This window comes from Acidimicrobiia bacterium (assembly GCA_029210695.1).
In the GTDB taxonomy this organism is placed as follows: Bacteria; Actinomycetota; Acidimicrobiia; order Spongiisociales; family JAHEDJ01; genus JAHEDJ01.
The window spans coordinates 1-18,352 of sequence record JARGFH010000048.1 but is presented as its reverse complement, the minus strand read 5'-3'; the positions used below and the strand labels follow the sequence as shown (position 1 = coordinate 18,352).

The 18,352-nt window shown below is 63.1% G+C and carries 15 protein-coding genes and 1 tRNA gene; 13 read left to right on the top strand and 3 right to left on the bottom strand.

Translation table 11 applies throughout. The features are described 5' to 3' along the window. Positions 1-40 precede the first annotated feature (40 nt). Positions 41-652: a methyltransferase domain-containing protein gene (locus P1T08_13925; GenBank protein ID MDF1597172.1), complete on the bottom strand. Its 612-nt coding sequence runs from the start codon at positions 650-652 to the stop codon at positions 41-43. A gap of 129 nt (positions 653-781) precedes the next feature. On the opposite strand from P1T08_13925, the gene P1T08_13920 reads away from it, so the two are divergent. The 12 genes from P1T08_13920 (at position 782) to P1T08_13865 (ending at position 13,226) form a co-directional block, all read left to right on the top strand. Then, on the top strand, positions 782-1,933 hold the full coding sequence (locus P1T08_13920; protein MDF1597171.1) for a glycosyltransferase family 2 protein: 1,152 nt from the start codon (positions 782-784) through the stop codon (positions 1,931-1,933). Positions 1,934-1,942: 9 nt separating this feature from the next. Then, positions 1,943-3,685: a hypothetical protein gene (locus P1T08_13915; GenBank protein ID MDF1597170.1), complete on the top strand. Its 1,743-nt coding sequence runs from the start codon at positions 1,943-1,945 to the stop codon at positions 3,683-3,685. Positions 3,686-3,808: 123 nt separating this feature from the next. Further along, a complete protein-coding gene (locus P1T08_13910) occupies positions 3,809-4,510 on the top strand; it encodes a class I SAM-dependent methyltransferase (protein MDF1597169.1) in 702 nt (233 codons plus the stop codon). 28 nt (positions 4,511-4,538) lie between these two features. After that, the gene (gene uvrC / locus P1T08_13905) at positions 4,539-6,368 is read left to right on the top strand and encodes an excinuclease ABC subunit UvrC (protein ID MDF1597168.1); all 1,830 of its coding nucleotides are present in this window, start codon (positions 4,539-4,541) and stop codon (positions 6,366-6,368) included. A 53-nt stretch (positions 6,369-6,421) separates the two neighbouring features. After that, a complete protein-coding gene (rapZ, locus tag P1T08_13900; protein MDF1597167.1) occupies positions 6,422-7,285 on the top strand; it encodes an RNase adapter RapZ in 864 nt (287 codons plus the stop codon). Beyond that, positions 7,282-8,253, top strand: coding sequence for a uridine diphosphate-N-acetylglucosamine-binding protein YvcK (gene yvcK / locus P1T08_13895; protein ID MDF1597166.1), 972 nt, complete (start codon positions 7,282-7,284; stop codon positions 8,251-8,253). The genes rapZ and yvcK overlap by 4 nt, the downstream gene beginning before the upstream one ends. 8 nt (positions 8,254-8,261) lie before the next feature. Continuing rightward, positions 8,262-9,449 (top strand): phosphoglycerate kinase, encoded by a 1,188-nt coding sequence (locus tag P1T08_13890; GenBank protein ID MDF1597165.1) that lies wholly within the window; start codon positions 8,262-8,264, stop codon positions 9,447-9,449. Further along, positions 9,439-10,206, top strand: a complete 768-nt coding sequence (gene tpiA / locus P1T08_13885; GenBank protein MDF1597164.1) for a triose-phosphate isomerase — start codon at positions 9,439-9,441, stop codon at positions 10,204-10,206. The genes P1T08_13890 and tpiA overlap by 11 nt, the downstream gene beginning before the upstream one ends. Before the next feature lie 5 nt (positions 10,207-10,211). Further along, positions 10,212-10,961 (top strand): 2,3-diphosphoglycerate-dependent phosphoglycerate mutase, encoded by a 750-nt coding sequence (gene gpmA / locus P1T08_13880; protein ID MDF1597163.1) that lies wholly within the window; start codon positions 10,212-10,214, stop codon positions 10,959-10,961. 88 nt (positions 10,962-11,049) lie between these two features. Next, positions 11,050-11,280, top strand: coding sequence for a preprotein translocase subunit SecG (gene secG, locus P1T08_13875; protein MDF1597162.1), 231 nt, complete (start codon positions 11,050-11,052; stop codon positions 11,278-11,280). A 12-nt stretch (positions 11,281-11,292) separates the two neighbouring features. Beyond that, the gene (locus tag P1T08_13870) at positions 11,293-13,110 is read left to right on the top strand and encodes an ABC transporter substrate-binding protein (protein MDF1597161.1); all 1,818 of its coding nucleotides are present in this window, start codon (positions 11,293-11,295) and stop codon (positions 13,108-13,110) included. Positions 13,111-13,138: 28 nt separating this feature from the next. Continuing rightward, positions 13,139-13,226, top strand: a tRNA-Leu gene (locus P1T08_13865). A gap of 96 nt (positions 13,227-13,322) precedes the next feature. Here the strand turns inward: P1T08_13865 and P1T08_13860 are convergent. Both P1T08_13860 and P1T08_13855 read right to left on the bottom strand, forming a co-directional pair. Next, on the bottom strand, positions 13,323-14,033 hold the full coding sequence (locus tag P1T08_13860) for a site-specific integrase (protein ID MDF1597160.1): 711 nt from the start codon (positions 14,031-14,033) through the stop codon (positions 13,323-13,325). A 597-nt stretch (positions 14,034-14,630) separates the two neighbouring features. Then, on the bottom strand, positions 14,631-14,822 hold the full coding sequence (locus P1T08_13855) for a helix-turn-helix domain-containing protein (GenBank protein MDF1597159.1): 192 nt from the start codon (positions 14,820-14,822) through the stop codon (positions 14,631-14,633). Positions 14,823-15,448: 626 nt separating this feature from the next. Here P1T08_13855 and mobF point away from each other — a divergent pair. Beyond that, positions 15,449-18,247 carry a MobF family relaxase gene (mobF, locus tag P1T08_13850; GenBank protein ID MDF1597158.1) on the top strand — a complete coding sequence of 933 codons (2,799 nt, stop codon included), beginning with the start codon at positions 15,449-15,451 and terminating at the stop codon, positions 18,245-18,247. Positions 18,248-18,352: the final 105 nt, after the last annotated feature.

The window sequence follows — 18,352 nt, the reverse complement described above, 5'->3', positions numbered from 1 at the left end:
ACTCGTCGCTTTCACGTCGGTATGAGCACGGGAAATCGGGTTAGCGGGATTGAGGGACCGTTAGCTCCGCGATGAAATGGAGTTTCCGGTCGAAGACGAGGGTAGCGGGCCAGGGATAGATGCTCAGACGGTTCTCTCTCCTCACAATTGCCAACCGGGCGGCTGCAAATGCCGTCTCCCATTCCGGGTACGTCAGGTAGTTGAACGGCAGCGCGACGCCATGGCGCACGTTTCCAACCATATCCATCAACCGGAGGGTCGGTCGAGCAAGCACCCCTCGAACCAAATGATCCTTGATGACCACCGACTTGCGGGCGACACGTGAAGCTTCAGCGAGGAGCGCGGTCGGGTCGTCCGTGTGGTGGAGGACATCGACAAACGTCACTACATCGAATGTGTGGTCCGCGAAAGGGAAATGTGAACCGTCGAATTCGTCCACCGGGATCGCAGTCTCAGGGCGGACGAGAACGTCGATCCCATGGATGGAGATGTCAGGTCGCGTCTCCATGATCCGGCGAGCGATATCCCCATCTCCACATCCGACGTCGAGCACAGATGCCCGGCTTGGGAGGAGGGTGGCGATGTGGCCGCTCAGCACCCGGGCCCTGCGACCGATCAAGAACTGCCCGTGGATGGCGTCCATGACCCTCATTCGGACTTCCCTCATGTCGAAGATCGGTGAGAGGTGAACCCTACTCGAGTTGCCAGTGTAGAACGGAGATGGTCGCGTGAACCGAGTGGATCGGCGTTAGGCTGCCGGGGCCAATCACAGGACCGGAGCATGCCCGAAGTTTCCTTTGTTTTGCCATGCCTGAATGAAGCCGAAACACTCGAAGTGTGTATTCGTGAGATCCGCCAGTGCATCGAAACCCACGGTTTGGACGCAGAGGTCATAGTGGCCGACAACGGCAGCACCGACGAATCCGCTGAGATAGCGCGTCGAGCGGGTTCCATCGTCGTTTCCGTCGCAGAGTCGGGCTACGGGAGTGCGCTGACCGGGGGGTTCGAGGCGGCCCAGGGTCGGTTTCTGATCATGGGGGACGCCGATCAGAGTTACGACTTCCGCGAGGCGTATCCGATGATCGAACTCATGCGCGCCGGTGCCGACATGGTGATGGGGTCTCGACTGCGGGGCACCATTGAACCCGGGGCTATGCCGTGGCTGCATCGCTGGCTGGGAAATCCAGTGCTGTCGGCTATCGCCCGCACGCTGTTTCGATCCAACATCTCAGATTTTCATTGCGGTTTACGAGGACTTACCAAGCAGGCATTCATCGAGATCGCGCCGCATACCACGGGGATGGAGTTTGCCACTGAGGTCGTGGCCAAGGCCGCCGCTCGGGGGATGAGAATCGAAGAGGTGCCGGTCACCCTCCGACCCGATGGCAGGTCCCGCCCACCTCATCTGCGGAGGTGGAGTGACGGTTGGCGGCATCTGCGGTTCATGATGACGTTATCTCCGCGCTGGACGATGCTCATCCCGGGTCTGGTTATCACCAGTACCGGAGCCGCATTGATCTTGTCGGTCATCGCCGGGCCGATCACCATTCGGGGCGTCCGTTTCGACATTCACACGCTTATGGTGGGTGGGCTGCTGGTGGTCGTCGGCTACCAGATGATGACGACTGCGGTGGCGGCGCGCATGTTTGCCGTCATCGAAGAGATCGGACCTCCATCGACTCCAATCAGGAACGCGTTCGAACGTTTCACACTCGAGCGGGGGATCGTTCTTGGCTTGTCACTCCTCACGGCGGGTGTCGTCTTGCTGACAGTGGTTGCCTGGCGATGGGCGCAGTCAGGGTTCCCCGATCTCGATCCCGTGGTCACGACCCGACCGGTCGTGGTTGCCACGACCCTGGTGGCGCTCGGCTTCCAGACCCTACTGATGTCCTTCTTGCTCAACATGCTGGCTATTCCCCGTCGTCGCAGCTGAGAAGGTCGAATGAGCTCTGCCATCCCCCCGACCGCTTCGTCACGACGTCAGGTAGCGGCCGAAGTAGTGGTGGTCTGGTCGACGCTGGCGCTGGTTTCGACGATCAGGTTCTGGCCCGACCTGGTGGACCGGATACTTCGCGACACTGACGACGCCACCCGACTGGTACAGGTTCGCGAGCTGCTCGCTGGACAATCGTGGTGGGATCTGACTCTCGACCGAATCGGGTTGGCCGGCGTCGAGATGCACTGGAGTCGTCACATGGATGGACTACTCGCGGGTCCCATAACAATCCTGAGGCCGGTCATCGGAGTCGAGGCGGCTGAACTCGCATCCATGATAATTGTGCCGCTCGCGCTCCTGCTCGTGGCGCTCTTGCTCATCTCTTCCCTGGCCCGACTTCTGTGGCCGCGCCAAGACGTCGGTCTTTACGCGATGATTGCCTTCGGCCTCGGTGCGAGCGTACTCAATCGCTTGGGCCCGGGTGGGCTTGATCACCACGGTCTCCAGATTGTGCTAGTGCTGCTTACCCTGAGGATGGTTCAAGGCCCGCCGTCATGGCGGTCCGGTCTGGGAGCGGGCGCGGCCGCAGGCGTGTCACTGACGGTAGGCCTCGAGACCTTCCCCGTGCTCGCTGCAGCTCTCGCCGGCGTCGGCATAGTGTGGGCGTGGGGTTCGGATCGCCCGAAGGCCTGGTACCAATCGTTGGGCATGGGCTTGGTGTCATCAGGGGTAGCTTCGAGTCTGCTATTCGGCCCTGCTGGACGGCTGCAATCGCTCGAATGCGACGTGTTGAGTCTCGGGTTCTTCGGGCTGATAGCGCTGCCTGCGCTGGCGCTGGCGGCAGTCGGCGGCCGGACATGGTCTCAGAGCCGTCGATGGGTGGCGTTGGGGGTGATGGCGCTGGTCGGGTTTGCGTGGTTCGGAATCGTCAGCCCAGAGTGTCACGCCGGACCGTACGGATCGGTTCCTGAGGTAGTCCACCGTATTTGGATCGATCTGATTAGCGAGACACGGGGACTTCTAAGCATTGCAGCCAGAGGTCCACTCGATGCTCTCGGATACGCTCTCGGTCCCGTCGTAGCCTTCGGGTTCCTGGCACGGATGACTCTGCTCAATCGAAAACCCGAGTGGGTTCCGCTTTCGGCGGCGCTCCTCATGGCGATGGCGCTCGGGTTGTGGCAAGTGCGGACTATGCCGGTGGCCATGGCATTGGCGGCACCGGTTCTTGGCGTCGTGGTCGTGAGGATTCGGGACGCAGCAAAATGGGAGCCTGGCAGGGCCCTGGTTGCAGTTGCTGCCGTGTTGGTGCTATCCGGTTTTCCCTTCGGATTCATCCAATCGAGCCTCGGTTCACGTTCGGACGCTGCCGCGATGGAGCCCTGCGTTACTGGCACCCTGCTTGAGCTCCTCGACGAACTCGGACCGGGTTTGATAGCAGCGGAAATGGACATCGGGCCTGCCATCCTTGTCCACACCGACCACCGGGTCCTTGCCTCTCCATACCACCGGGCATACGAAGGCGTGCTGGCGGTGTACGAGCTGTTCATCGCCGATTCGGGATCAGATCGACGTCAGGCCGATTACCTCGGTGTTTCGTACGTGGTCGTTTGTGACAACTCGCCCCTTTCCGACATTTGGAGCGCCGACAACGAAGACGGACTCCTTGCCGCGCTCCTCGACGACGACCCGCCGCGATGGCTCGAGAAGGTGATCGATACCGGCCGTAGCCGCGTTTATGCCGTGCGGTAGGTGGCGGGGATGCTGCGCCCAGTCTCCCTACTCGCCGCCGAATGGTGGTTGCCGCTGCCAGCGGACCAATCGTGGGTACGGCACGGTACAAGTGCCGGGTGTTGGACTGGTAGCGTGGCCCGAATGTGCGACTGGTCCGACCTCGATGCATGGTGGTATCGGGAACTCGCAGAAGATCCGTCTTACCACGTTGAGGTGCGGCCGCTGTTTCTCGAGCTCCTCGATGCTCAACAGGGCGAGGTGGTGCTCGACCTCGGCACCGGGACCGGGTGGGTGCTCGAAGAACTCGGGCGCCGAGATTGCACTGGGATCGGTGTGGAGATAAACCCCAACCTCGCCGCGACGGCCCTCGAACATGGTCCGGTAGTTGTCGCCGCGTTGCCCGATCTCTCGTGGTGCAGGAACGACGCCGTCGACGGCGTGACGGCGGTGCTGGTGCTCGAACACCTGGCCGACATCGTCACGCTGTTCGCCGAAGCCGGGCGAGTAACCCGCTCCGGGGGTGCCTTCACCCTGGTCGTCAACCATCCACAGGTCACTGCTCCGGGGTCGGCGCCGGTGGTCGATCCAGTCGACGGTGAGGTGTTCTGGCGTTGGGGTGAGTATCTGGAGCCTGGTTCCTCCGAAGAACCGGCCGGTGACGGCACCGTAACGTTCCACCACCGCACGATCGCCGACCTACTGACCACCGCGGCCGGGTCCGGGTGGGAGCTCGAGACGCTCATCGAGCGCGGCCTGCCCGACGAGATGGTCGAGGGTGATCCGCTGCTGGCGCTCCAACAGGGTCTACCACGTCTGCTGGGAGTTCGGTGGCGGCGAGCCTGAATTCGCCATCGCCGTACACTCGACGTCGATGCGACGACCAAACCCTTCCGAGATCCCGGACGACCCCGGCGCCTACCTGTTCCGCGACCAGCACGGACAGGTGATTTACGCCGGCAAGGCAAAATCGCTGCGCAAGCGAATCGTCGGACACTTCTCAACCGGCAGCCATCTCGGCACGTCGATGGTCGACGCCGCCGACACCGTCGAATGGATCGTCACCGCCAACGAAGTCGAAGCGCTCATGCTCGAGTACTCGCTGATCCAACGGCACCGGCCGCGCTTCAACTACCGCCTCCGCGACGACAAGAGCTACCCCTACCTGGCGATCTCGGTGTCCGAGGAATGGCCCCGGCCGATCGTCATGCGCGGGAAACGACGCAAGGGCACCCGCTACTTCGGGCCGTTTGCCCACGCCTATGCGGTGCGATCGACTCTTGACCTGCTCCTCAAAGCCTTCCCGGTGCGGACCTGCAACGACGGCAAATTCCGCACCCATCAGAACAAAGGCCGCCCCTGCCTCCTCTACGACATCGAGAAGTGCTCCGCTCCGTGTGTCGGCCTGGTCACCAAGGAGGACTACGCCGGCATGGTGGATGGGCTCTCTGCTTTCTTCGCAGGCGATACCGACGTAATCGTCGCCGACCTCGAAGGACGGATGCTCGAAGCCTCGTCAGCACAGGAGTATGAACAAGCCGGACGGCTGCGAGACCGGCTGTTCGACGTTCGCAAGGCCATGGAACGCCAGGAGGTGGTGAGCGACCGGCCGGAGGACTTCGACCTCGTTGCGCTCGAGGACTCCGAGTTCGAGGCCGCCGTGCAGGTACTGATCGTGCGGCGCGGCCGCCTGGTCGGCCGGCTCGGCACGATCATGGACAAAGCAGATGACATGGACGCCGGGGGAGTGACGGCCTCCATGCTCCAGGAACTCTACGGGCAGGAGACCCCTCCGCCGTTGGTCCTCGTGCAGGTCGAACCTCCCGACCTCGAGGTGTGGCGAGAATGGCTGACCGGGCTGCGCGGCGCCGCCGTCGAGGTCAAAGTGCCACAGCGTGGATCCAAGCGCCGGCTCATGGAGACGGCCACCATGAACGCCCGACGGGACTTCGCCCGTCACCGACTTCGGCGTCAGTCCGACCCCAACGCCCGAGCCCGGGCGCTGCGCTCACTGCAGGACAAGCTCGACCTACCGATCTCGCCGCTCCGCATCGAGGCGTTCGACATCTCAACGCTCCAGGGCCGCGACACGGTCGGGTCGATGGTCGTCCTCGAGGACGGCTTGCCCAGGCGGAGCGACTACCGGCGCTTCAAAGTGCGGACGGTTCAAGGTCAGGACGACTTCGCCGCGATGGAAGAGGTACTCCGGCGGCGCTTCAAGGCCTACCTGAAGGAGCGCGAGCTGCCGGTCGACGAGCGCGGGAAGTTCTCATATCCCCCCTCGCTTCTGCTCATCGACGGAGGCCTCGGCCAGCTCGGTCGGGCAGTCAAAGTGCTCGATGAACTCGACCTGGAAATCCCGGTGGCAGGGCTCGCCAAACGAATGGAAGAGGTCTACTTACCCGGCAAGAGTGAGCCGGTGCGGATTCCGCGCGACGAAGCGGCTTTGCATCTGCTGCAGCGGGTCAGAGACGAAGCACACCGGTTCGCCATCGAATACCACCGGAATCTGCGCGGCAAGCGAATGATCGACTCGATCCTCGATGACGTGCCGGGAGTCGGCCCCACCCGCAAGAAGCTCCTGCTTCGCCATTTCGGATCGCTGAAGAAGATGCGGGCGGCTTCCCAAGCACAACTCGCCGAGGTGGTGCCGGCCGCCGTTGCAGGAGATTTGCACGAGGCCCTGCATGCTCCGGGCCGATAGATAGGGTCTCCGATCGGAATCTGCGAAACTGGTCGTGCCGCGAGGGAAAGCCGATGGTGCAGAACAAACCAGACGTCCTGATTGTGACGGGCATGTCGGGGGCCGGCCGCTCGACCGTCGCCAAGGTGCTCGAAGACCTCGGCTACTTCGTGATCGACAACTTGCCGCCGGATCTCATTGCCGAAGTTGTGCGCCAGAGCGATGTCGAGGGCACCGACCGGAGTCTGGCGGTCGTCGTCGACGTGCGCGGCGGCGTGCTCAGCAGCGAACTGCGGCGTCCGCTACGAGACTTGCTCGGTCAGCAGATGCGCGCCTCGGTTCTGTTCCTCGACGCATCCGACGAGGTGCTCCTCAAACGCTACGACGAGAACCGCCGACCTCACCCTTTGCGCGAAGGAACATTGGACGAGTCGATCGCAGAGGAGCGCCGATTGCTGGGCGAGATTCGGGCCAATGCCGATTTCGTCATCGATACCAGCGACTACAACGTGCACGAACTCCGGCAGAGGATCGAAGAGGAGTTCCGAGCAGGCCACCGCGAGCGCCCGATGCTGGTGACCGTGCGCTCGTTCGGGTTCAAACACGGCCCGCCGCGCGACGTCGACCTCATGTTCGACGTCCGGTTTCTCCCCAACCCGCATTGGGTGCCCGAACTCCGCCCCAAAACCGGCCGGGATGAAGCCGTGCGTGACTACGTCTTGGGCAACGACGACACGATTGCGTTCATGACCAAGACGACGGACCTGCTGGAGTTCCTCGTTCCTCGGTTCATGGCTGAGGGCAAGTCTTATCTGAGCATCGGAGTCGGCTGTACGGGCGGTCACCACCGCTCGGTCGCCATCGCCGAAGCGCTCGGTGAATGGTTCGCGGCCAGCGGAGTCGAGGTCAACGTGGTTCATCGGGACATCGAGAAATGAACCGGGCAGAACCAGCAGTCGAACAGCAGATCCTCGGCCTCGCCCCCGACGGGCCGAAGGTGGTCGCCATCGGGGGTGGCCACGGCTTGGCCCAGGCCCTCCACGCCATCCAGACCTACGCCGGGCAAATCACCGCAGTGGTTACCGTGGCAGATGATGGGGGGTCCTCGGGTCGCCTTACTGAGGCGCTAGATCTTCCGCCGCCTGGTGACCTTCGCAGATGCCTGCTGGCGCTCACCCCGCAGCCGACCCTGTGGGGGGAGTTGTTTGCCTATAGGTTCGACCGCGGTGATGTGGCGGGGCATTCACTCGGCAATCTGATGCTGGCCGCCCTCACTGACGTGTTCGGGGACTTCAACACCGCCCTGATGGTGGCGCGCTCGGCCCTCGAGGCGCAGGGTGACGTAATCCCGGCCGCCGACGAGTACCTGCGCTTGCGGGCCACGGTCGATGGGCAAACGGTCGAGGGGCAGGTGGCGATCGCTCAGTCACGAGGCCAGATCCGGGATCTTGAACTGATACCGGGGCACGTTGAGGCGAACCGCCAGGCTCTGGAACGGATCGGCGGCGCCGACCAGATCGTTCTGGCCCCCGGGTCGTTGTTTACGTCGCTGTTGTCCACGCTGATCGTTCCAGGTCTGATCGAGGCGGTCGACCGGTCATCCGCCCCGATCGCATACGTTCTCAACATCGTGACCCAGGACGGTGAAACGCTGAATATGACGGGCGCCCAACATGTGCTGGCCCTCCACGAGCGGTCGGGTCTGCGGCGGGCCGGTACAATCGTGGCGCACCGGGGAGCGGTTGAAGCTCCGGTTGATCTGCAGGCGGTCGAAATCAACGAAGATGAAGCACTTGCCCTTGGCTGGGATCTCGTCAGCGAGAATGTGCTCGACAGTGACGCAGGGTGGCCGCAGCACGATCCGATACGACTGGGAAGGGTGCTCGCCGCCTTGGCGAGACGGTAAGGACGGATATGAGCGAGTTTCTGACACTGGACGACGTGGACGTGTCGGGTCGGCGCGTGCTGATCCGTTCCGATCTCAACGTGCCGATCGATCATGGCGTCGTTGCCGACGATTTTCGGGTCAAGGCGTCACTGCCGACCATAGAACGACTCCGTGCTGCGGGTGCCACCGTGGTGGTTGCGAGTCATCTCGGTCGACCGAAAGAACGCGAACCGGAGTTCCGCTTGGACCCGGTGGCAGAGGCATTGAGCAGGTTGGGTGGCTTTCCGGTCAAGAAACTCGACACAGTGGTTGGCCCGGCGGTAGAGGCGGCGGTGGCCGCCTCCGCTCCCGGCGACGTTCTCATGCTCGAAAACACCCGCTTCGAACCGGGTGAGACGAAGAACGACCCGGATCTGGCGGCCAACCTGTCCCGCATTGCCGATCTGTTTGTGCTGGATGCCTTCGGAACCGCACACCGGGCGCATGCGTCGACGGTCGGGGTCACCGAGTTCATCCCGTCGGTGGCCGGTCCGCTTCTTCTCGCAGAGGTCGAGTCGCTGGGCAAGCTCATGACGGATCCGCCGCGTCCGTTCACGGTGATTCTCGGCGGGGCCAAGGTATCGGACAAGCTGGGCGTGATTCAGAACCTGCTGCCCAAGGTCGACCTCATGCTCATCGGCGGCGGCATGTGTTTCACGTTGCTGGCGGCGGAGGGCTATGAGATTGGGAACTCGTTGTTCGAGGAGCATATGGTCGATCAGGTAGCCGACGTGCTCAGCTCCGGCTCCGGAGATCGGGTGCGACTGCCCTCCGACCTCGTTGTGGCCGATCGATTCGCCGAAGACACCTCCCACCGGGTGGTGGCGCGCTCCGCCTTCCCCGACGATTGGATGGGACTCGACATCGGCCCAGACACGGCCGCCGAGTTTGCCAGGGTGATCGCCGGTTCCGGTAGCGTGTTCTGGAACGGTCCGATGGGTGTGTTCGAGTGGGAGGCGTTTCGCCACGGAACTGAGACGGTGGCACGGGCGCTGGCCGACCATGACGGGTTTTCGGTGGTCGGGGGCGGCGATTCGGTCGCAGCCTTGCGGATGCTCGGGCTGGAAGACGGAGTTTCCCATCTCTCGACTGGGGGAGGGGCCGGGCTCGAGATGCTCGAGGGTGTGGAATTGCCGGGACTGCAAGCATTGAAGAGGTGGAAAGATGAGTCGTAAGGATCTGATCGCCGGTAACTGGAAGATGCACAGCAACCATCTGGAGGCAATCCAGATGGTGCAGAAACTGCACTACCGGCTCGACGTCGCCGATTTCGAGCGGGTCGATGTGGTGATAGCCCCACCATTCACATCGCTGCGCTCGGTACAAACGGTAATTGAGGCCGATCAGATGCAGTTCGGCCTCGCCGCCCAGAACGTGCACTGGGAGGACAAAGGTGCCTTCACCGGTGAGATCGCACCTTCGATGCTGGTCAAGCTCCGGGTCGGCTACGTGATCGTCGGACACTCCGAGCGGCGCCAGCTATTCGGCGAAACCGACGGCACGGTCAACAAGAAGGTCAAGGCGGTTCTCGCCGCCGGCATGGTCCCAATCATGTGCGTGGGAGAAACTCTGGAACAACGAGAGGCGGGCGAGACGGCCGAGTTCGTCGCCGGTCAGGTGGTCAACGGACTGGCCGGCCTCGACGCCGCCCAGGTGGGTGGGCTGGTGCTCGCCTACGAGCCGATCTGGGCAATTGGGACGGGTCGGACGGCCAGTGACGAGGATGCCGCCGAAACAATCGGACATATCCGCACGACGGTGTCCGGGAAGTATGGGAACGCCTCCGAAGACCTGCGGATCCTTTACGGAGGATCGGTCAATCCCGGCAATATTGCGGGCCTCATGGCCAAGCGTGACATCGACGGGGCTCTCGTCGGTGGCGCCTCTCTTGATCCCGATACCTTTGCTTCGGTCGTCCGGTACTGGGTGTGATGCCGATGAGTCGCAATGCAACACTGGCACTTCTTCGTCACGGTCAGAGCACCTGGAACCTCGAGAATCGCTTCACCGGTTGGACCGACGTCGGCCTCACCGAGCAGGGGCGGCAGGAGGCGGTCGAGGCGGGGCGGCTCATGTCCGAAGCCGGTCTCGCATTCGACGTCGTACACACATCGGTTCAAATCCGGGCGATCAGCACCGCCAACCTCACGCTCGAGGAGATGGGACTCCTCTGGCTTCCGGTCAAGCGGCACTGGCGACTCAACGAGCGGCACTACGGGGCGCTCCAGGGCCTCAACAAGAAGGAGACGGCGGAGCGTCACGGCAAAGAGCAGGTGTTCGAGTGGCGCCGCAGCTACGACGTTCCACCGCCCGCCCTCGATCTGGACGACGAACGCCACCCGATTCACGACCGTCGGTACGCCCGGCTGGCGCCCGACCTGCTCCCTGCCACCGAATGTCTGAAAGACGTTGTGGCGCGGATGCTGCCCTATTGGCACGACCAGATCGTGCCGGACCTCCGGGACGGCAAACGGGTCCTGGTGGCGGCTCACGGGAACAGCCTCCGGGCACTGGTGAAGCACCTCGACGGCGTCTCCGACGAGGAGATTCCCATGCTCAACATCCCGACCGGGATCCCGCTCGTCTACGAATTGGACGCCGATCTGGCCAGGATCAACTCGGGCTACCTGGGAGATCCCGAGGCGGCCGCCAGGGCTGCAGAAGCCGTGGCCAAGCAGGCAGGATGATGGGGCAGAACTTGCTTTCGACCGGGCCCGCTTCCATACTGTGGCGGCCGTTGCACCCGTCGGGTGCCGACGAGAAGGATTCAACTCCATGACAATATTCGTCGTAGTCGTCCATGTGATCGTGTCCTTGGCGCTCATCGCGATGATCCTGCTGCACGCCGGACGCGGTGGTGGCGTCTCGGACATGTTCGGTGGAGGATTCGCACCGCAGAGCCTGGGCGGCTCCACCGTCGTGGAACGTAATCTCGATCGCCTCACCGTCATAATTGGGGTGGTGTTCGCGATCACGACGATGCTGCTCGCCTGGCTCCTCGGCTAGCGTCTAATTTAGGTGGAACCAACCGAACGAGGTCCCGGCATGCGCCGGATCATTGCCCTAGTAATCATCGGGCTCGTCGCCATCGGGGTCGCGGTTCTCTGGATATTCATTCCCCAGCTGACCGAAAACAACGATCAAGCCTCCAGTTCGACCTCCACGACGGCTACCTCAAAGCCTTCGACCCCGACTGCAGTGGGGTCTGTTCCGACTTCGACGACGGTGTCCCTGCCCGTGCCGGCCGGCGGAGAGGCTTCGCTCGGGGTCGTTGGTGAACCTCTTTCACTGAACCCTCTCGTCACGGGCGGAAATGCTCCTGTGGTCGAGACGCTCACGGAACTGTGGACGATCGGCCTGATCGGTCTTGATCCCAAGACGCACGACCCGAAGCCGGAAGCCGCCGTCGAGATTCCGACGCTCGCCAACGGGGGGATCGAGGTCAACGAAGACGGAACGATGACCCTCCGCTACGACCTCGACCCGGCTGCTCGCTGGGAAAACGGCGAGGCAGTTACCGGGTTCGATGTCGCCTTCACGTACGACCTGATGGTGGATTCCTCTTTGCCGATCCGCCCGGATCTCAGATCTCTTCATGGGCTGATCGTTCCCGGATCGGTCGAAGCCACCGCGTCGTCGGTCACGATGGTTCTGGAACGGCCGACGATCCGGTTTCTCTCGTTGTTCCCGATCCTCGTGCCGGTTTCGCAAGTAGAGGGAACCGATTTCGGCCGGGATTGGGAAGAAACCACCTGGATGAGTGCAGGACCGTTCCGGTTCGAATCATGGGAAGTCGGGAGAAGCGCGCGCTTTGTACGGAACGACGGCTACGGCAAGGTCGACGGTCTCGGAGACCCGCTTCCGTATCTCGACGCCGTGGAGGTTGGCTTCTTCACCAGCGATGCTGCGCTCCTCGCTGCGTTCCGCCTGCGGACCGTCGATGCCGCCTTGATCGCACCAGATTCAGAGGTGCTCGGCGAACTCGATGCTTCGCCGGCCGTAGATCTGCAGGTTGCAGAAGGACCCGAGTACGAGCACATCGCCTTCCAGTTCGGTCAAGGACGTTTTGCAGCCAATCCGGTATCTATGAACGAGTCGCCGGCATTTCGGGAGTTCGTAGCGCGAACACTCGACCGCCAGGCCATTGTCTCGGATGTGTTCGTCGACCGGGTCGGGGTTCTTGACACCGTGGTCGGCGTGTCCTGGCCCGCTGCTTCCTCCTCGGGATGGGCGGCTTACGCGGTCGATGAAGAGCAGCAGGCGGATCTCCTGGCAACCGCGCAGCAAGACCTCAGCCGGGAAGACGCGGCGGTGGCCTTCTCCACCTCCGCCAGCCTGGAGAGAACGCAGATCACCGGCGCGCTCCTGCAACGACTGGCTGGTGCCGGTTTGTCCGTGGATATCGAACTCCTCGAAGTGGGGGAGTTCTTTCGCGACCGTGTCTTGCCGGGGGAGTTTGATATCGGTGAGTGGGCCTGGCGGGCTACCCCCGGTCCGGTGGGCGCCGTCGTCGATCTGCAAGATCGTTTCCTCACTCTTCCCGAAAATGACGGGTACAACTTCTACCGGTGGGGCGCTGAAGGGTCCGCTCTCTCCGACATCGCAGCCGCTCTTCAGACCCGGATCGCCGGGCTGGACGCCATCCTCGATCTCGAAGAGCTTCGAGCAGAACTCGAGGCGATCGACGCGGCACTGGCCGAATACGTAGTGGTGGTGCCGATGTTCGCGGCACCCAATGCGGCGGCGGTATGGGTGGCAACGTTTGAGGGTTTCGACCATGTCGGCGCCTTCCCCGATACCTGGAACGCGGCGCTGTGGCACAGGTCCGGCGGCTGAACGACCGGGGTTATACTGCCGCGTCCACGTCGGAGTGGCGGAATTGGCAGACGCGCTAGGTTGAGGGCCTAGTGCCCTAATAGGGCGTGGGGGTTCAAGTCCCCCCTCCGACACCAGAGAAACCCCAGGTCAACTGGGGTTTCTGGCTTCTGCGCCCCCTCACCGGAGACGACAGTCTGGCCTTTAGGTGCCCGATTAGGTGCCCGCAGCTCTTAGGAACCACCGAAGATGAGGTCGGCCACCGCCTGTGCTGCGTCCCGATCAAGGCTTTTTGTGACGTGCTGATAGAGGTCGGCGGTGGTTGCGATCGAGGCGTGACCGAGGCGCTTCGACAAGAGCTCGATCGGTACGCCCGCCTCCAGAGCCAGAGTCGCGTAGGTGTGCCGCAGCCCGTGGAAGGGCCGGGGGCTCAGATCGGGTAGCCCGGCGTCAGAAGCCAGGCGGGCGAAGCTCCGGGAGAGTGTCGAAGGCCGGATGGCAGATCCGTCCTCCTCGGCGAAGACGAGGTTGTGGTCGTCATACTCGTCTCCACAAGCCAACCGTTCCGCAACTTGGCGCTTCCGATGAGCCCGCAGCTCCCGGGTCGTCGCGACGTCGAGGGCGATACGCCGCCGGGAGTGATCGGTCTTCGGGAAGGGTTTCAGTTTCGGTCGACTATTCACCTCCACCAAGGCTTGCACCACCGCCAGATGTCCCTCCTGGAGCTCCACTCGATCCCACGACACGCCGAGCACCTCGGAGCGGCGGAGGCCGGTGGTGAGGACCAGGGTATACAAGGCTCGGAGACGGTGGTCGGCAAGGTAGGTGAGAAATGCCTCCGCTTCCTGCCGGCTCCATGTGTACCGCTGCGCTACCGGCTTGCGTGCTCTTCTGGAGGTGGGGGGGTTTGGCCCGGGCGGCCGGATTCCGTCTGATCCGGTCATGTTCCACCGCGTCCTCGAAGGCGCGGTGCAGCATCACGTGGACATTGCGAACCGTCTTCAGAGCCAGACCGTTGCCGTCCCTTCGGCCGCTTTGTAGTAGCGTCGCATAGAGCTGGTCGAGGTCGGTCGGCGTGAGATTCTGAAGCAAGATCGCGCCGATGTAGGGAAGTACATAGGCTCGAATCTGATGGCCGTACACCTCGAGGGTGTTCTCGGCGGCCACCATGGCGTGGCCCCGTAGCCAATCGACTAAATAGCCGGCCACGCTCGCCTTGGAGGGCTCGATGTAGGTCTGCTCCTCCAGATCCGTGAGGATTCGTCGAAGCTCGCGGCGAGCCTCGTGGTAGCTGAAGCTTGATCGGACGATCCGCCGCCGCTGTCCGGTGGCAGGGTCGTGGCCGGCTTCGACGACCACACGCCACGTGTCGCCACGTCGCTCTATGTGGCCTGAGGGATTGGTCCCGCTTTGCACCATGCGACCTCCCTGTTTCCTGCAGCCGTCCCAAATGCCCAGTCATGCGGCGGCTACTTCATCGCCGATTGTCTGTGCGCGGTTGTCTCTTATCTCCGAACTTACAGGTTCAGACTGACAGTTGCTCACTGCTTGAGATCCTGGAGCTGGCGGTCAACCCAGTCCTTGATGTCGCCCCAGCGGTATCGCACATGCCTGCCCACCCGGAAACCCGGTGGGCCCTCTCCACGCCACCTCCATTGGTACAGGGTGGCAACCGGCACTCCGAGGTAGTCGGCGAGTTGTTGGACGGTGAGTAGCTGATCGAGTGTTTCCATGGCGACATGTTGGGTTGGCACCCTCTCAACAGGATCGCAAGAACCCTGTCAGTAACCCTCCAAAAATCCTGTCGGTAACCCTCCAACGCTGGCAGGAGGAGCCGTGAGACGGATTCTTTTCGGTTTGTCGGTAGCTCAAAGAAACCCTGGTCGCGTAAGGGTATTCGGGGTTCTGCGACTGGTTTGCGAGCGGTTCTGCGACTGGTTTGAGAGGGTTTCTGCGATTGGTTTGAGAGGGTGGGGGTGTGCGATGCGCGAGACATGGACCCGCAACCCAAGAACACCAGCATCCCAGATCGAGGAGACGCCACCGACGGACGCCTGTCCATCTGCGGGGCCGTCCGGGCGGTGTCACCTGGCGGCAAACCATCGACTCGGGGCAAGGGGAAACGGCATGAATGGCCGCGGCCATCTACAACTGAACGCCGCGGATCCAACAACAGCCCGCACCCACCACCGGAGGTAGGTCGAAGTCTTCGATCGGAGAACCCGAACCAGCAACACCCTGTTGACCGAGATGACCCCGCCAGAACCTGCCACCTGGAGACCGCTCTTCCTCTTCGACACACGCATCTGCAACGAGTTGCTTCTGGCTTACTGGTCTACCGCTTTGGGGGTGGGGGGTGTTGAGTTTGGCCAAGGCCGCCAAGGATTATTACCTGCGCAAGCTGGGGGAGATCTCACCTGGGGAGGACTATTACCTGCGGGGTGGTACCGCCACCGGGCGGTGGCGCGGGAACGGCGCTGCCGAGTTGGGCCTTTCGGGGTCGGTGTCGGCGGAGGGTTTGGTCCGCCTGTTCGACGGTCAACACCCCGCCACCGGGGAGCGGCTGGGTCGGAGTTTGCGGCGCGATGGGGTGGCGGCGTGGGATGTGACCTTTTCGGCGGACAAGTCGGTGTCGCTCCTTTGGGCCCTCGGCGACGAGCAGACCCGCCAGCAGGTGTTGGAGGCGTTCGAGGAAGCAACCTCCCAGGCGTTGGGGTATTTGGAGTCGGTGGCGTCGTCAACCAGAGGCGCCTCCAGAACTCCGGTGCTCGATGACAACGGCCATCCTGTGCTCAATGAGAACGGATCACCTCGGTTTCGGGTGGTGACCTGGCCGATCCCCACGTCGGGGTATGTGGCGGCTTCGTTCACCGAGTTCACTTCCCGCGCGGATGATCCTCAGCTCCATACCCATGTGGTGGTCGCCAACAAGGTCAAAGGCACAGATGGGGTATGGCGGACGGTGGACGGCCGGTTGTTGTATCGGTATCAGCTCGCCGCCGGTTACCTTCACGAAGCGGTCCTCAGGCGGGAGTTGACACAGCGGTTGGGGGTGTGCTGGCAGCCGGTATCCAACGGGATGGCCGATATCGAAGGGTTCACCCGCCCGCAGATCGAGGCGTTCTCCCGGCGCCGGCACCAGCTCGAAACCTGGCGCCAAGAACAAGGCCTCCCCGGCACGGCGGCGGCCCGGCAGGTAGCAGTGCTGGCCACCCGTGCCCCAAAACGGGATCATCCGCTCACCGACCTGGAGGTCGAATGGTTGGAGCGGGCCGTCGAGGTGGGTCTCACCCCCAACCAGATCACCCGACTCATGGGTGCGAGTCGGGAAGTCACCCCGATTGACACAGAGGTGCTGTTCGACCGGTTGGCATCGGCGGAGGGGCTCACCGAACGGGTCTCCACCTTCGGGCGGGCCGAGGTAGTCAAAGAAGTGGCAGCCGCCTTGCCAGAAGGTGGCACTCGCAACCAGATCGAGCACCTCGCCGAAACCTTCCTGCGCACCCGGGAGGTTGTGCCGCTCCTACCAACCCATATTGCCGAACAGGCTGAGGAACTCGACGGTCCTATCGATGTCGAGCGTGACCGGCTTGATGTCCTGACCGAAGCAGAAGCAACCGGCCGGATGATGCGCCGCCGGGACGGAACACTCTTCCCCGGTATCAGTCACGAACACCGTTACACGACTACCGAGCTGTTGGTCACCGAGCAGCGGATCATCGAACAGGCTATCTCCGGAGTGGGTGCCGGTCGATGGACCGCACCCCACCGTCTCGTGGAGGGACGTCTGCGACGCCACCGACATCTGACCGACGGGCAGCGGGAAATGGTCCGCCGGTTCGCCACCTCCACCAACACCATCGACATCGGAATAGGACCAGCCGGGACCGGCAAAACCGCGGTGATGGAAGTGATCGGCCAGCTCGCCACCATCACCGGCACCCCGATCTTGGGTGGGGCGCTGGCCGGTAGGACCGCCGCCGGTCTCCAAGCAGCCACCGGGATCCCCTCGGTCACCCTCACCCGACTGATCGGCGAATCCAAAGACCACGGTCTTCCTCACGGTGCGATAGTGGTAATTGATGAGGCTGGGATGGTCGGCACCCGCCAACTCGCCTCCATCGCCGACCTGGTCGAACAGGCCGAAGGGAAGCTGATCCTGATCGGTGACGATCGTCAGCTACCCGAGATCGACGCCGGTGGCCTGTTCCGGGTCCTCGCCAACCGGCTCCCGGCAGTTGAGCTGACTGACAACATCCGTCAGCAACACGAATGGGAGCGGGCTGCTCTCACCGAACTCCGAGATGGATCAACGGATCAGGCGATCGAGGCGTATCGACAGCGGGGCAGGGTGATCATCGGACAGAACCAAGACGACACCACGGGACGCGCTGTAACCGACTGGTATCGCCATGTCACAGCCACCGGTGACCTCACCTCGGGGTTGCTCATCACCCACAACAACAACACTGTCACCGAATTGAACGAAAGGGCCCGCACCCAACTCGCTGCATCCAACCGGCTCCACGGACCCGCCCTCGAGGTAGGGGAAAGAGTGTTCCAGGCTGGGGACCGGATCCTGTGCCGCCAGAACCAGACCCGGCTCGGGGTACTCAACGGCGACCTCGCCACGGTCGTCTCCGCCGACCCAAACCACGGCACGCTCACCGTACAACTCGACCGGGACCCCGAAACCCGCAACCTGCCCGCCTGGTACCTCGACCAAGGCCACGTCGAATACGGTTACGCCCTCACCGGTCACAAAGCCCAAGGCGTCACCACCGGCCGCACCTTCGTCCTCATCGACGGGACCACCGACCGCGAATGGGCCTATGTGGCGATGAGCCGCGGCCGGCAAACCAACACCCTCTACCTCACCAACGTCGGACCGGCTGATGAACAGTGCACCCACCTCACCCACACGGGTCACCACGATGCCCTCGAGCGGCTCACCGCTACGCTCAAACGTGGTTCGACCCAGTCCGCCGCTATCGACCATGTAGGGCCGACCCTCACCGACGACGTGGATCCGTTGGGTCCGCCCCCACCCAGCCGTGATGTTGCTGCTCGGGTCGCCTGGCAGATCGCCAAACGCCAAACCGAACGGAACGAGACCGAACGGCAAACACCTGGCCTCGACCTTGCCGTCGGCCGCTGACCACCACCACCGAACGTGGCAACCCAATATCTGGGAACAGATCCAGAATGCCGGATCGAGGGCGATGGTGAATGCTCGATATCGCTCTGGGCGGTGGGTGATCTG